Raw genomic sequence first — 15,686 nt, 5'->3', positions numbered from 1 at the left:
TCAAATTTCGCTTTGGCCATCTTGGTGGTCTCCGTGTGCGTCTTGCGTCGCTAATCGCGTATGTATCTTGAGGTCTTGCCTTAGGCCATCTTCGCGCGAACTTCGTCGGCGACAGCCTGAGGGACCTGCTCATAGTGGTCGAAGAACATGCTGTACTGAGCGCGACCCTGGCTCATCGAGCGCAGCGTGTTCACATAGCCGAACATGTTGGCCAGCGGGACCATGGCGTTCACAATGCGGGCATTGCCGCGCTGATCCATGCCGGTCACCTGACCGCGGCGGCTGTTCAAGTCGCCGATGATGTCGCCCATATAATCTTCCGGCGTCACCACCTCGACCCGCATCACCGGCTCCAGCAGCTTCGGACCGGCCTTGGCGATGCCTTCCTTGAAGGCGGCGCGGGAGGCGATTTCGAAGGCCAGCACGCTGGAGTCGACGTCATGGTAGCCGCCATCGACCAGGGTCACCTTGAAGTCGATGACCGGGAAGCCGGCGATCACGCCAGTGTCGCGGGACGAATTCAGACCCTTTTCGACACCCGGGATATATTCCTTCGGGACCGAGCCGCCGACGATGGCGTTCTCGAACACGAAGCCCTCACCCGGCTGCAACGGCTCGAACTTCAGCGAAATCTTCGCGAACTGACCGGAACCGCCCGACTGCTTCTTATGGACGTAGTCGATCTCGGCGACCTTGCTGATGGTCTCGCGATAGGCCACCTGCGGCGCGCCGACATTGGCGTCCACCTTGAACTCGCGGCGCATGCGGTCGACGATGATTTCCAGATGCAGCTCGCCCATGCCCTTGATGACCGTCTGACCGCTTTCATTGTCGGTCGAGACGCGGAAGGACGGATCCTCCTGCGCCAGACGATTCAGGGCCAGGCCCATCTTTTCCTGGTCGCCCTTGGTCTTCGGCTCGACGGCCACTTCGATGACCGGCTCGGGGAATTCCATACGCTCCAGGATCACCGGCTTCAGCGGGTCGCACAAAGTGTCGCCCGTGGTGGTGGCCTTCAGCGACGCGATGGCGACGATGTCACCGGCGCGGGCTTCCTTGACGTCCTCGCGGCTGTTGGCATGCATCAGCAGCATGCGGCCGACGCGCTCACGGTCGCCCTTAACCGAGTTCAGCGTCGAGGTGCCGGTCTCCAGCACGCCGGAATAGACACGCACGAAGGTCAGCGAGCCGACGAACGGGTCGGTCATGATCTTGAAGGCAAGCGCCGAGAACGGCTCGTCGTCACTGGTTTTGCGGATGACTTCCTTCTCGGGATCCTCGACATCGACGCCGCGCACGTTCGGCACGTCGGTCGGGGCCGGCAGGAAGTCGATCACCGCGTCGAGCAGCGGCTGAACGCCCTTGTTCTTGAAGGCCGAACCGCAGATCACGGGCACGAACTTGCCAGCGATGCCACCCTTGCGGATGCACTTCTTCAGCGTGTCGGCATCCGGCTCGTTGCCTTCGAGATAGGCTTCCATCGCCGCATCGTCCATCTCGACGGCGGCCTCAAGCATGGCCATGCGGTATTCCGCGGCCTTGTCCTTCAGGTCGGCCGGGATGTCCTCATAGACGAACTCAGCGCCCAGCGATTCATCCTTCCAGCGGATGGCGCGCATCTCGACCAGATCGACGACGCCGACGAAATCGGCCTCGGACCCGATCGGGAGCTGCAGCACCATCGGCTTCGCGCCCAGCCGGTCGACGATCATGTCGACGCAGCGATAGAAGTCCGCACCCATGCGGTCCATCTTGTTCACGAAGCAGATGCGCGGAACCTTGTACTTGTCGGCCTGGCGCCACACGGTCTCGGACTGCGGCTCCACGCCGGCCACACCGTCGAACACCGTCACCGCACCGTCGAGCACACGCAGCGACCGCTCGACTTCGATGGTGAAGTCGACATGGCCCGGGGTGTCGATGATGTTGATTCGGTGATCGCGCCACATGCAGGTGGTCGCGGCCGAGGTAATGGTGATGCCGCGCTCCTGCTCCTGCTCCATCCAGTCCATGGTGGCCGCGCCGTCATGGACTTCGCCGATCTTGTGGGATCGGCCGGTGTAGTAGAGAACGCGCTCGGTCGTCGTCGTCTTGCCGGCATCGATGTGGGCCATGATGCCGATGTTGCGATAACGATCGAGAGGAGTTGTCCTGGGCATGGTGTGGCTCCGGAACCGTACGTCTTACCAGCGGTAATGGGAGAAGGCGCGATTCGCCTCCGCCATGCGATGCGTGTCTTCACGCTTCTTGACGGCGCCGCCGCGATTGTTGGCGGCATCCATCAGCTCAGCGGACAGACGGTCGGTCATGGTGGTCTCGGACCGCTTGCGCGAGCTGTCGATCAACCAGCGGATCGCCAGGGCCTGGGCGCGCTCATAGCGCACCTCGACCGGCACCTGGTAGGTGGCGCCGCCGACGCGACGCGAGCGCACTTCGAGCGCCGGCTTCACGTTTTCCAGGGCGTCATGGAACACCTTGATCGGGTCCTGGCTCATCTTGCCTTCGATGCGACCGAACGCACCGTAGACGATCTTTTCGGCGGCCGACTTCTTGCCATCGAACATCAGGCTGTTCATGAACTTGGTCACGACCTGATCGCCGTAGCGAGCGTCCGGAAGGACCTCGCGCTTTTCCGCAGAGTGACGACGCGACATCGATAGCGCTCCTTACTTCGGCCGCTTGGCGCCGTACTTCGAACGGCGCTGACGACGATCCTTCACGCCCTGCGTATCGAGCGTGCCGCGAATAATGTGATAGCGAACGCCGGGAAGGTCCTTCACGCGGCCGCCCCGGATCATAACGACCGAGTGCTCCTGCAGATTATGACCTTCGCCCGGAATGTAGCTGGTAACCTCGAAGCCATTCGTCAGGCGCACGCGGGCGACCTTACGAAGCGCCGAGTTCGGCTTCTTTGGCGTCGTCGTGTAGACGCGAGTGCAAACGCCACGCTTCTGCGGGCAGGCCTCGAGGGCCGGCACCTTGTTGCGGGCGAACTGCGGGTCACGCGGCTTGCGGATCAGCTGGTTGATCGTCGGCATTCAGTCGATTCCCCTCGACCACTTCACAAAGATGCAGCCTTCGCCAAATGGCGAAAACCCACCCCTCGGAACACCATGTTCCGTTTGGTGGTTTGGCTACGAATTTCGAACCAATGTCTTTCCCGTACCCGGCGAGGGACTGAAGCTCGGCAACGCCGAAAATCGTATCCCGAACCGGAGCGGACCAGGGTGAAACCAGAAGGATCACCGCCAGCCCCTGCTGAGGTGGGCGGATACTATTGAAGCACCTCAACAGCGTCAAGCAAAACCGCGAAAAGAATCAGCTTTTCCGAATTGCCCTAACGAAGTCGGCGCCGCCGCCCGGAATCGGAAATTTTCGTTCCGGGCGACGGCGCCGACTATTCGTTCGTTCCACCGGACAGCCTGTGGCCATCCGGCGGCCTTCAGGCTCAGGCGGCCGAAGCGCCGCCCGCCGAAGCGGCCGGGATCTTGGTCTCGGCCTCGGTGCCCAGCGCCTCGCGGTCGCGATCGGCGGCGATACGGCGCACGCGGTTCATGTGCGCGCCCGTACCGGCCGGGATCAGTCGGCCGACGATGACGTTCTCCTTCAGACCGTCCAGCGAGTCGATCTTGCCGTTCACGGCGGCATCGGTCAGCACGCGGGTAGTCTCCTGGAAGGAGGCGGCGGAGATGAACGACTTGGTCTGCAGCGAGGCCTTGGTGATGCCCTGGAGCACCGGCACGCCAGAGGCGATGCGGCCATCTTCGGCCAGGGCCTTGTCGTTCTCCTCGTCGAACTCCATCCGGTCGACCAGCTCGCCGATCAGGAAGGTAGTGTCGCCCGGATCCTGGATTTCGACCTTCTGCAGCATCTGGCGCGAGATCACCTCGATATGCTTGTCGTTGATCTTCACGCCCTGCAGTCGGTAGACCTCCTGAATCTCGTTGACCAGGTAGGCGGCCAGCGCCTCGACACCCATGATCGACAGGATGTCGTGCGGCACCGGGTTGCCGTCCATCAGCAGATCGCCGCGCTGCACGAAGTCGCCCTCATGCACGGAGATATGCTTGCCCTTCGGGATCAGGTATTCGCGCGGCTGCTCGCCTTCCTCGGTCGGGGCGACGATGATCCGGCGCTTGGTCTTGTAGTCCTTGCCGAATTCGACCCGGCCATCGATCTCGCTGATGATGGCGAAATCCTTCGGACGGCGCGCCTCGAACAGCTCCGCCACACGCGGCAGACCGCCGGTGATGTCGCGGGTCTTCGAGCTTTCGCGCGGGATGCGGGCGAGCACGTCGCCGGGACGGACCCGCGCGCCATTCTCGACCGACAGGATCGCGTCGACCGCCATGAAGTAGCGGGCTTCGAGACCGTTGGCCAGCTGCACCACCTCGCCCTTGTCGTCACGCAGGGTGACGCGGGGCTTCAGGTCGTTGCCGCGGGTCTGCTGCTTCCAGTCGACCACCACCTTGGAGGAGATGCCGGTCGCCTCGTCGGTGACCTCGCGCATCGAGAGCCCTTCGACGAGATCGACGTAATTGGCGATGCCGTCCTTCTCGGTGATGATCGGCAGGGTGTAGGGATCCCACTCCGACAGGCGCTGGCCGCGCGTGACGGTGGCCCCTTCGTCGGCCAGCAGCTTGGCGCCGTACGGCACGCGATGGCGGGCCTTTTCGCGCCCGGCCTCATCGAACAGCACGACCTCGGTGTTGCGCGCCATGACCACCGGAATGCCGTCGGAATTCACCACAACATTGCGGTTGGCGATTTTCACCACGCCATCCACGGTCGCTTCCACGCTCGACTGCTCCGCGCCGCGCTGGGCGGCGCCGCCGATATGGAAGGTGCGCATGGTCAGCTGCGTGCCCGGCTCGCCGATCGACTGCGCGGCGATGACGCCGACAGCCTCGCCGATATTGACCGACGTACCGCGGGCAAGATCGCGGCCATAGCAGGCGCCGCAGATGCCGTTGCGGGTCTCGCAGGTCAGCGCCGAGCGGATGCGGACCTGGTCGATGCCGGCCTGGTCGATCAGGTCGACCTCCGCCTCGGTGATGATCTCGCCGCCCTTGACCAGCAGATCGCCGGTCAGCGGGTGCACGATATCCTCGACCGCCGAGCGGCCCAGCACACGTTCGGCCAGCGGCGAGATGACCTCGCCGCCATCCACGACCGCGCGCAGGGTGATGCCGTTCTGCGTGCCGCAATCCAGTTCGGTGATGATGCAATCCTGCGCCACATCGACCAGACGGCGGGTCAGATAGCCGGAGTTCGCCGTCTTCAAGGCGGTGTCGGCCAGGCCCTTGCGGGCGCCGTGGGTGGAGTTGAAATACTCCAGCACGGTCAGGCCTTCCTTGAAGTTGGAGATGATCGGCGTCTCGATGATCTCGCCCGACGGCTTGGCCATCAGGCCACGCATGCCGGCGAGCTGCTTGATCTGCGCCGCCGAGCCGCGCGCGCCGGAATGCGCCATCATCCAGACCGAGTTGACGATGCCGCCCTTTTCGGTGGTCATCATCCGCTTCATCATCTCGTCCGCCACCTTGTCGGTGCAGGCGGACCAGACGTCGATCACCTTATTGTACTTTTCGCCCTGAGTGATCAGGCCGTCCATGTACTGCTGCTCGAACTCCTTGACCTTGTCCTGGGCCTCTTCGATCAGCTTCTGCTTGGCCTCGGGGATGATCAGATCGTCCTTGCCGAAGGAGATGCCGGCGCGGAATGCCTGGCCGAAGCCCAGCGCCATGAGCCGGTCGGCGAAGATCACCGTCTCCTTCTGACCGCAATGGCGGTAGACGATATCGATGACGTTCGAGATTTCCTTCTTGGTCAGCAGCCGGTTGACCAGCGCGAAGGGGATCGCCTTGTGCTTCGGCAGAATCTGCGCCAGCAGCATGCGGCCGGGCGTGGTGTCGACCACGCCGGTCACCAGCTCGCCCTCGGCGTTCATCATGGTGTGCCGGGCCTTGATCTTGGCCTGCAGATGCACGGCTCCCGTGGTCAGCGCATGCTCGATCTCGCCGATATTGGCGAACGCCATGCCCTCGCCTTTCACGCCGTCGCGCTCCAGGGTGATGTAGTACAGACCCAGGATGATGTCCTGCGACGGCACGATGATCGGCTTGCCGTTGGCGGGCGAAAGTATGTTGTTGGTGCTCATCATGAGCACGCGGGCCTCAAGCTGCGCCTCCAGTGACAGCGGCACGTGGACCGCCATCTGGTCGCCGTCGAAATCGGCGTTGAAGGCGGTGCAGACCAGCGGATGCAGCTGGATCGCCTTGCCTTCGATCAGGGTCGGTTCGAACGCCTGGATGCCGAGACGATGCAGCGTCGGCGCGCGGTTCAGCAGCACCGGGTGCTCGCGGATCACCTCTTCCAGGATGTCCCACACCTCGGGACGCTCCTTCTCGACCATGCGCTTGGCCGCCTTCAGCGTCGAGGCCAGGCCATACAGCTCCAGCTTCGAGTAGATGAAGGGCTTGAACAGCTCCAGCGCCATCTTCTTCGGCAGGCCGCACTGATGCAGCTTCAGCTCCGGGCCGACCACGATGACCGAACGGCCGGAATAGTCGACGCGCTTGCCGAGCAGGTTCTGGCGGAAGCGGCCCTGCTTGCCCTTCAGCATGTCGCTGAGCGACTTCAGCGGACGCTTGTTGGTGCCGGTGATGACGCGGCCGCGGCGGCCATTGTCGAACAGCGCGTCGACGGCCTCCTGCAGCATGCGCTTTTCGTTACGCACGATGATGTCCGGCGCGCGCAGCTCGATCAGCCGCTTCAGGCGGTTGTTACGGTTGATCACGCGGCGATACAGGTCGTTCAGGTCCGAGGTGGCGAAACGGCCGCCATCCAGCGGGACCAGCGGGCGCAGCTCCGGCGGGATGACCGGGATCACGTCCATGATCATGTATTCCGGGCGCGTGTCGGACGCCAGGAAGGCGTCGACCAGCTTCAGGCGCTTCACCAGCTTCTTGCGCTTCGCCTCGGAGGTGGTCTCCTTGAGGTCGACGCGCATGGTCTTGCGCTCTTCCTCCAGGTCGATCTTGGAGAGCATCTTCTTGATCGCCTCGGCGCCGATGGAGGCCTCGAAGGCTTCCTCGCCGAACTCGTCCTGAAACTTGAAGAACTCCTCCTCGCTGAGCAGCTGATGCAGCTTCAGCGGGGTGAGGCCGGGCTCGACCACCACGTAATTCTCGAAATAGAGCACGCGCTCAAGATCCTTGAGCGTCATGTCCATCATCAGGCCGATGCGGCTGGGCAGCGACTTCAGGAACCAGATATGCGCAACCGGCGAGGCCAGCTCGATATGGCCCATGCGCTCGCGCCGCACCCGCGAGAGCGTGACCTCGACGCCGCACTTCTCGCAGGTGATGCCCTTGTACTTCATGCGCTTGTACTTGCCGCACAAGCACTCGTAATCCTTCACCGGGCCGAAAATCCGGGCGCAGAACAGGCCGTCCCGCTCCGGCTTGAAGGTGCGGTAATTGATCGTCTCCGGCTTCTTGATCTCGCCGAAGGACCAGGAGCGAATCTGCTCCGGGCTGGCGATCGCGATACGGATTTCGTCAAAGCTCTGCGGGCCAGTGTCCTGGCCGAAGATCTTCATGAGCTCGTTCATGCACGCTCTCCCCGGTGGGTGGCGGTGGTAGTAAGGGCCATCAGAATCAGACGCGCTGCTGGTTCAGGTCGACGTTGAGGCCCAGGCTCTTCAGTTCCTTCACCAACACGTTGAAGGATTCCGGGATACCGGCCTCGAAATTATCGTCGCCCTTCACGATGGATTCGTAGACCTTGGTGCGGCCGGCGACGTCGTCCGACTTCACGGTCAACATTTCCTGAAGTGTGTAGGCGGCACCGTAGGCTTCAAGGGCCCACACCTCCATTTCGCCGAAGCGCTGGCCGCCGAACTGGGCCTTGCCGCCCAGCGGCTGCTGGGTGACCAGGCTGTACGGGCCGATGGAACGGGCGTGGATCTTGTCGTCCACCAGATGGTGCAGCTTCAGCATATAGATGTAGCCGACGGTAACCTTGCGGTCGAAGCTTTCGCCCGTCCGGCCGTCGATCAGCGTCACCTGGCCCGACCGGTCGAGGCCGGCGCGCGCCAGCATCTCGACAATGTCGTCCTCGCGCGCGCCGTCGAACACCGGCGAGGCGAACGGCACGCCGTTCTTCAGATTGCCGGCCAGCTCCATCAGCTGGGCGTCGTCCATGCCGGCGATGTCGGCGTCGTAATCCTCCTGGCCGTAGACATCCTTCAGCTGCGCGCGGATTTTCTGCAGCACGTCCTTGCCCAGGGCCTCGGCCTGGGTGCGGCGCGCGTTGCGGTAATCCTCGATCAGCAGGGAAATCTGCCGCCCGACGCCGGCCGACGCGAAGCCCAGATGGGTTTCGAGAATCTGACCGACATTCATGCGCGACGGCACGCCCAGCGGATTCAGCACGATGTCGACATGCGTGCCATGCTCGTCATAGGGCATGTCCTCGATCGGCACGATCTTGGAGATAACGCCCTTGTTGCCATGTCGGCCGGCCATCTTGTCGCCCGGCTGCAGCTTGCGCTTCACGGCCACGAAGACCTTGACCATCTTCATGACGCCCGGGGGCAGCTCGTCGCCGCGCTGCAGCTTCTCGACCTTGTTCTCGAAACGGGCCTGCAGAACCCCGACCGCTTCGTCGAACTGGGTCTTCATCGCCTCGATGTCGTCCATCACCGCCGGATCGTCGACGGTGATCTGGCGCCACTGGCCCGGGGTGAAGCCGCTCAGCAGCTCCTCGGTCACGGCGCCGCCGGTCTTCATGCCCTTCGGGCCGCCGCTGCTCTTCTTGCCGAGCAGCATTTCCTTCAGGCGGGCGTTGAAGCTGCGCTCCAGGATCGCGCGTTCGTCGTCGCGGTCCTTCGCCAGACGCTCGATCTCGGCGCGTTCGATGGCCAGCGCGCGCTCATCCTTGTCCACGCCGCGGCGGGAGAAGACGCGCACTTCCACAATGGTGCCCGACACGCCCGGCGGCACCCGCAGGGAGGTGTCGCGAACGTCGGAGGCCTTTTCGCCGAAGATCGCGCGCAGCAGCTTCTCTTCCGGGGTCATCGGCGATTCGCCCTTCGGCGTCACCTTGCCCACCAGAATGTCGCCGGCATTCACTTCCGCGCCGATATAGACGATGCCGGCCTCGTCGAGGTTCTTCAGGGCCTCTTCGCCGACATTCGGGATATCGCGGCTGATTTCCTCCTGGCCCAGCTTGGTGTCGCGGGCCATGACCTCGAACTCCTCGATATGGATCGAGGTGAAGACGTCATCGCGCGCGATGCGCTCGGAGATCAGGATCGAATCCTCGAAGTTGTAGCCGTTCCAGGGCATGAAGGCGACGAGCACGTTGCGGCCCAGCGCCAGCTCGCCCAGATCGGTCGACGGACCGTCGGCGACGATGTCGCCCTTGCGGATCACATCGCCCTTCTTCACCAGCGGACGCTGCGTGATGCAGGTATTCTGGTTGGAACGCTGGAACTTCAGCAGATTATAGATATCGACGCCCGACGCCGCGGCCGAGGTTTCCTCGGTGGCGCGGATGACGATGCGCGTCGCGTCCACCTGGTCGACGATGCCCGAGCGGCGCGCGGCGATGGCCACGCCCGAATCGCGGGCAACGATGCCTTCCATGCCGGTGCCGACCAGCGGCGCCTCGGCGCGCAGCAGGGGCACGGCCTGACGCTGCATGTTCGAGCCCATCAGCGCGCGGTTCGCGTCATCGTTCTCCAGGAACGGGATCAGCGCGGCCGCGACCGAGACAAGCTGCTTCGGCGACACGTCGATAAGGTCGATATCCTCCGGGCGGGCCAGCGTGAAGTCGCCGCCCCGGCGGACCGAGACCAGATCGTTGGCGAAGCGGTTATTCGCATCCAGCTCGGCATTGGCCTGAGCGACGGTGAACTTGCCCTCTTCCATCGCCGACAGATAGACCACCTCGTCGCCGACCACGCCTTCCTTCACCCGGCGGTACGGCGTCTCGATGAAGCCGTACTGATTCACCCGGGCATAGGTGGCGAGGCTGTTGATCAGGCCGATATTCGGGCCTTCCGGCGTCTCGATCGGGCAGATACGGCCGTAATGCGTCGGGTGCACGTCGCGCACCTCGAAGCCGGCGCGCTCACGCGTCAGACCGCCCGGCCCAAGCGCCGACAGGCGGCGCTTGTGGGTGATCTCCGATAGCGGGTTGGTCTGGTCCATGAACTGCGACAGCTGCGAGGAGCCGAAGAATTCGCGCACCGCGGCCGCCGCCGGCTTGGCGTTGATCAAATCGTGCGGCATGACGGTGTCGATCTCGACCGAGCTCATGCGCTCGCGGATCGCGCGCTCCATGCGCAGCAGGCCGATGCGGTACTGATTTTCCATCAGCTCGCCGACCGAGCGGACGCGACGATTGCCGAGATGGTCGATATCGTCGATCTCGCCACGGCCATCCTTCAGATCCACCAGGGTCTTCAGAATCGCCAGCACGTCTTCCTTGCGCAGCACGCGCACCTGATCGTCGGTCTTCAGCCCCAGGCGCGCATTCATCTTCACCCGGCCGACGGCCGAGAGGTCATAGCGCTCGGAATCGAAGAACAGGCCGTTGAACAGCGCCTCGGCGGTCTCCAGCGTCGGCGGCTCGCCTGGGCGCATCACGCGGTAGATGTCGATCAGCGCATCCTCGCGGGTGCCGTTCTTGTCGGCCGCCAGCGTGTGGCGCATATAGGCGCCGACCGTCACATGGTCGATATCCAGCACCGGAATCTCGGTTACGCCGGTTTCCACCAGCTCCTCGATCTTCTCCGCCGTCAGCTCGTCGCCGGCCTCGACATAAACCTCGCCGGTCTGCTCGTTGATCAGGTCGACGGCGGCGAACCGGCCGACCATCGCCTCGGCGGTGACGAACACCTCGTCCAGCCCGTCTTCCATCAGCTTGCGGCCGAGGCGCGGGGTCATCTTAGTGCCGGCCTCCGCCATCACCTTGCCGCTGGCGGCGTCGATCAGATCGTCAAGCAGCTTCATGCCGCGCATGGCGTCGGGGCGGAAGGCGGTTTTCCAGCCCTTGCCGGCCTGGGCATAGGTGATGGTGCCGTAGAAGGCGGAGAGAATCTCCTGCTTGCTCATGCCGGTGACGCGCGAGCGGTCGACATCGACGCCCTCGCGCTCGCACTCGGCCACATACTCCTCGCCATCCTTGCCGATCAGCGCCAGCAGCAGCGTGGTGGCCGGCAGCTTGCGGCGGCGGTCGATGCGCACATAGACCAGATCCTTGGCGTCGAATTCGAAATCGAGCCAGGAGCCGCGATAGGGAATGACGCGGGCGGCGAACAGATACTTGCCCGACGAATGCGTCTTGCCCTTGTCATGGTCGAAGAACACGCCCGGCGAGCGATGCATCTGCGAGACGATGACGCGCTCGGTGCCGTTCACGATAAAGGTGCCGTTCGCGGTCATGAGCGGCATGTCGCCCATGTACACGTCCTGCTCCTTGATGTCGCGGATCGAGCGCGCGCCGGTATCCTCGTCGATATCCCAGACGACCAGGCGCAGCGTCACCTTCAGCGGAGCGGCATAGGTGATGCCGCGCTGCTGGCACTCGTCGGTATCGTATTTCGGCTCCTCGAATTCGTATTTCACGAATTCGAGCATCGAGCGCTCCGAGAAATCCTTGATCGGGAAAACGGACTTGAACACTTCCTGAAGGCCGGTGGTCGGCCGTTCTTCCGGGCGCACGTCCATCTGCAGGAAAGCGTCATAGGACGCCTTCTGCACCTCGATGAGGTTGGGCATGGGCGCTACTTCCGGGATGCGGCCGAAAGACTTGCGAATCCGCTTACGACCGGTAAAGGAAAGAGCCATTGTTGCCCCTCTGAGCGAAATGGTTACAACCAGGCGGGGGAGGCGAAACCCCTTCCCGCATCGGCACCGACCCAGCGAAACCGGGCGGGCGGCGCCCTCAACTGCTTCGTACCCGCAGCCTGCTTCCAGGCGATCGGGCCGCGACGCACATCCCTTGCCTGCCGCGACAGGCAAAGGATCTGCGACGCGCGACCAGGCTAGCGGCCCAGACGCAAAACGACCGTGCCGGCGACGGGACATGCCCGCCGCCGGTCGGCCGCAACAACCGAATAACGCGAATTCGGCAAGTTACTTGATCTCGACAGTGGCCCCAGCCTCTTCGAGCTGCTTCTTGATCTTGTCGGCCTCGTCCTTGTTGACGCCTTCCTTCACCGGCTTCGGTGCGGCTTCAACCAGGTCCTTGGCTTCCTTCAGGCCCAGGCCGGTGATGGCCCGGACTTCCTTAATGACGTTGATCTTCTTGTCGCCGGCGGCGGCCAGGATCACGTCGAAGTCGGTCTTCTCTTCCGCGGCCTCGGCCGGGGCGGCAGCGCCACCGGCGGCGGCTACGGCGACCGGAGCGGCGGCGGAAACGCCCCACTTCTCTTCCAGGATCTTCGCCAGGTCGGCAGCTTCGATCACGGTCAGGGCGGACAGGTCTTCCGCCAGCTTCTGCAGATCAGCCATTTCTATTTACTCCTAAACGCTTGAACTTCAATGCTCTGGTACTGGTGATGACGGTTCGGCACCGTCTTAACCCTGTTGAGCCTTGGCGTTGAGCACACGGGCAAGCTGCGACGCGGGCGCCTGGATGACGCCGGCGAGCTTGGTCGCCGGAGCCTGCAGCAGGCCGACGATCTTGCCACGAAGCTCGTCGAGCGACGGCAGGGTGGCCAGCGCCTTGATGCCGTCGGCATCGAGCATCTGGCTCCCGAACGCGCCGCCCACGATGGTGATCTTGTCGTTCTTCTTGGCGAATTCGACAGTCACCTTCGCCGCTGCCACCGGGTCCGCCGACGTGCTGATAGCCGTCGGGCCGGTGAACAGCGAATCGAGCTGCTCAAACTTAGTGCCCTTCAGGGCGAGACGAGCCAACCGGTTCTTCGTAACCTTGTAGCGCGCGCCGGCAGCCAGCATCTGCGAACGAAGAGCCGACACTTCCGAGACGGTGAGCCCGGTTTGCCGGGTCACCACCACGACGGCGGTTTCGTCGAAGATATTGTTAAGCTCGCCGACCAGCGCTTCCTTTTCGGTACGGTTCACGGTCGTCTCCGCTCTTTCCCCGCCTTCGCTTCCGAAGAAGCATCCGGCGGGTCATCCTCATCTGGACCCGGCTGATGCCGGGCCCGGTTCGTCTGTCCTGAAGTTCAAGCCGTTCGAAAACGTCTATCCCCCCATCTATGCAGGCAGTTTAAGCGTTGCAGTCTCCTGCGCGGCGCCTGCAGTCTCGGACAGGTTGGGGGCGGTCGCCCGCCCCCGGCACCGCCCGGGTCGCCCCGGACGGAATTCTGTCCCACCCGCCCGGCTTACGCCGTGACGGAGGAAACCTCCAGCTTCACGCCCGGCCCCATGGTGGAGCTGAGGGAAACCTTCTTGATGTAGGTGCCCTTGGCGCCGGCCGGCTTGGCCCGGCTGACGGCGCTGACGAAGGCCTTCAGATTCTCGACCAGGGCTTCCTCGGTGAAGCTCACCTTGCCGATGCCGGCATGGATGATGCCCGCCTTCTCGACGCGGAACTCCACCTGGCCGCCCTTCGCCGCCTTCACCGCCTCGGCCACGTTCGGCGTCACGGTGCCCAGCTTCGGGTTCGGCATCAGGCCGCGCGGGCCGAGCACGCGGCCCAGCTTGCCCACCACGGCCATCATGTCCGGGGTGGCGATGACGCGGTCGAAATCCATCTCGCCGGCCTGGACCTTGTCGGCCAGATCGTCGGCGCCCACGATGTCGGCGCCGGCGGCCAGGGCTTCCTCGGCCTTGTCGCCCTTCGCGAAGACGGCGACGCGAACGGTCTTGCCGGTGCCGTTCGGCAGGGAGACCATGCCGCGGACCATCTGGTCGGCGTGGCGCGGATCGACGCCGAGATTCATCGCCACTTCGATGCTCTCGTCGAACTTGGCCTTCGAGGCGCCCTTGATCAGCTTCACCGCTTCCGCGGCGTCGTAGGCCTTCAGGCGATCGACGCCCTCATAGGCCGCTTTGATGCGCTTGCCTTGCTTTGCCATCGATCTTACTCCGTCACCTGGATGCCCATGGACCGCGCCGAACCGACCAGCATGCGGCAGGCCGCATCGATATCGTGAGCGTTCAGGTCCGGCATCTTCTTCGCGGCGATCTCGCGCAGCTGGTCCATCGAGACCGAACCGGCGACGCCCTTGCCCGGGGTCTGCGAGCCCTTCTGGACCTTTGCCGCCTGCTTGATGAAGAAGCTGACCGGCGGGGTCTTGGTAACGAAGGTGAAGGTACGGTCCGCATAGGCGGTGATCACCACCGGCGTCGGCGTACCCGGATCGATGCTCTGCGTGGCCGCGTTGAAGGCCTTGCAGAATTCCATGATGTTCAAGCCGCGCTGGCCGAGGGCCGGGCCCACGGGCGGCGACGGATTGGCTTTACCAGCCGGAATTTCCAGCTTGATATAGCCGACGATCTTCTTTGCCACTGACTATCCTCCATCTTGAGGTGCGTGGTGCGGGTATGGCGGCCCTTCCACGCGCTAAACGGCGCCGGAACCTCCGGCGCCGAAATCGGGATCAGACCTTCTCGACCTGACCGTATTCGAGTTCGACCGGCGTCGAGCGACCGAAGATCGACACCGACACCTTGAGGCGCGCGCGCTCCTCGTCGACATCCTCGACGAAACCGTTGAACGAGGTGAAAGGCCCGTCGGACACCCGCACCTGCTCGCCCACCTCGAAGCTGATCGAGGGACGCGGACGCTCCACGCCCTCCTGCACCTGGCGCAGGATGCGGTCGGCCTCCTTGTCGGTGATCGCCACCGGCTTGCCGCCGCCGCCCAGGAAACCGGACACTTTCGGCGTGTTGCGCACCAGATGCCAGGTCTCGTCCGTCAGCTCCATGCGGACCAGCACATAGCCGGGGAAGAATTTACGCTCGGCGTTGACCTTCTGGCCGCGGCGCATCTCGACCACTTCCTCGGTCGGGACCAGCACATTCTCCACCAGATGATCCAGGCCCTTCTGCAGCGCCTGTTCGCGGATCGATTGCGCAACCTTCTTCTCGAACCCGGAATAGGCGTGCACGACGTACCACTTCATGGTCACGTTCTTCAGCCCCCCAGGCCCAGTATCTGTCGCACGCCAAACGATAGCGCCTGATCGACCACGAAGAAAAACAACGCAGCAATAAACACCATCACGAGAACCGTGACGGTGGTTACAGCCGTTTCCCTGCGGGTCGGCCAAGTGACTTTCGCCACCTCTTGACGCACCTGCCGCACGAATTGTGCGGGAGAGGTCTTTGCCATGAAAAACCGCTCTCGTTACCGTATAGTCATATAGCGTCGCAACAGTGCGCCGCCGCGAGTTCCAAGCCGACCGAGACGGTGGCAGGAGTGGAGGGGCTCGAACCCCCAACCCCCGGTTTTGGAGACCGGTGCTCTACCAATTGAGCTACACTCCTACAAGCCCGTCGCCTGCCGGGGAAATCCCCGTAAGGCATTTTGCCTGGGCCTTTTGGAGCCCAAGAGCACCGGTCGGAACCCGTCGGACGCCTTCACGAAAAAGGCGAGCATCTTGATCCGATCCGATGCAAAGGTCAAACACTTCCTGCGAGCTTGGACTCGCGAGGAAGTGTCGACCTCTGACGGAACCCTTATTCGACGATTTTGGC

11 protein-coding genes and 1 tRNA gene are annotated in these 15,686 nt (G+C 63.6%); all 12 read right to left on the bottom strand.

The genetic code is table 11. From position 1 onward, the window contains the following. Positions 1-80 precede the first annotated feature (80 nt). Positions 81-2,159 carry an elongation factor G gene (gene fusA / locus AUP43_RS16665; protein ID WP_067559753.1) on the bottom strand — a complete coding sequence of 693 codons (2,079 nt, stop codon included), beginning with the start codon at positions 2,157-2,159 and terminating at the stop codon, positions 81-83. A gap of 24 nt (positions 2,160-2,183) precedes the next feature. Then, positions 2,184-2,654: a 30S ribosomal protein S7 gene (rpsG, locus tag AUP43_RS16660; RefSeq protein WP_067559751.1), complete on the bottom strand. Its 471-nt coding sequence runs from the start codon at positions 2,652-2,654 to the stop codon at positions 2,184-2,186. Positions 2,655-2,666: 12 nt separating this feature from the next. Continuing rightward, the gene (gene rpsL, locus AUP43_RS16655) at positions 2,667-3,038 is read right to left on the bottom strand and encodes a 30S ribosomal protein S12 (RefSeq protein WP_067559749.1); all 372 of its coding nucleotides are present in this window, start codon (positions 3,036-3,038) and stop codon (positions 2,667-2,669) included. 410 nt (positions 3,039-3,448) lie between these two features. Continuing rightward, the gene (gene rpoC, locus AUP43_RS16650) at positions 3,449-7,615 is read right to left on the bottom strand and encodes a DNA-directed RNA polymerase subunit beta' (RefSeq protein ID WP_067559747.1); all 4,167 of its coding nucleotides are present in this window, start codon (positions 7,613-7,615) and stop codon (positions 3,449-3,451) included. Between the two features lie 46 nt (positions 7,616-7,661). Next, a complete protein-coding gene (gene rpoB / locus AUP43_RS16645) occupies positions 7,662-11,861 on the bottom strand; it encodes a DNA-directed RNA polymerase subunit beta (protein WP_067559745.1) in 4,200 nt (1,399 codons plus the stop codon). 288 nt (positions 11,862-12,149) lie between these two features. Then, positions 12,150-12,527, bottom strand: a complete 378-nt coding sequence (gene rplL, locus AUP43_RS16640) for a 50S ribosomal protein L7/L12 (protein ID WP_067559743.1) — start codon at positions 12,525-12,527, stop codon at positions 12,150-12,152. A gap of 66 nt (positions 12,528-12,593) precedes the next feature. After that, positions 12,594-13,103 carry a 50S ribosomal protein L10 gene (rplJ, locus tag AUP43_RS16635; RefSeq protein WP_067559741.1) on the bottom strand — a complete coding sequence of 170 codons (510 nt, stop codon included), beginning with the start codon at positions 13,101-13,103 and terminating at the stop codon, positions 12,594-12,596. A 263-nt stretch (positions 13,104-13,366) separates the two neighbouring features. Next, a complete protein-coding gene (gene rplA, locus AUP43_RS16630) occupies positions 13,367-14,062 on the bottom strand; it encodes a 50S ribosomal protein L1 (protein WP_067559739.1) in 696 nt (231 codons plus the stop codon). Positions 14,063-14,067: 5 nt separating this feature from the next. Continuing rightward, positions 14,068-14,496 carry a 50S ribosomal protein L11 gene (gene rplK / locus AUP43_RS16625; protein ID WP_067559737.1) on the bottom strand — a complete coding sequence of 143 codons (429 nt, stop codon included), beginning with the start codon at positions 14,494-14,496 and terminating at the stop codon, positions 14,068-14,070. A gap of 91 nt (positions 14,497-14,587) precedes the next feature. Next, complete coding sequence (nusG, locus tag AUP43_RS16620; protein WP_157089403.1) at positions 14,588-15,118, bottom strand: transcription termination/antitermination protein NusG; 531 nt, start codon at positions 15,116-15,118, stop codon at positions 14,588-14,590. 5 nt (positions 15,119-15,123) lie between these two features. Then, positions 15,124-15,321 carry a preprotein translocase subunit SecE gene (secE, locus tag AUP43_RS16615; RefSeq protein WP_067559733.1) on the bottom strand — a complete coding sequence of 66 codons (198 nt, stop codon included), beginning with the start codon at positions 15,319-15,321 and terminating at the stop codon, positions 15,124-15,126. Between the two features lie 79 nt (positions 15,322-15,400). Beyond that, positions 15,401-15,476 (bottom strand) — tRNA-Trp (locus AUP43_RS16610). Between the last annotated feature and the right edge of the window lie 210 nt (positions 15,477-15,686).

It is taken from the genome of Oceanibaculum pacificum, assembly GCF_001618175.1.
GTDB lineage: Bacteria > Pseudomonadota > Alphaproteobacteria > Oceanibaculales > Oceanibaculaceae > Oceanibaculum > Oceanibaculum pacificum.
This window is presented reverse-complemented; position numbering and strand designations above follow the sequence as displayed.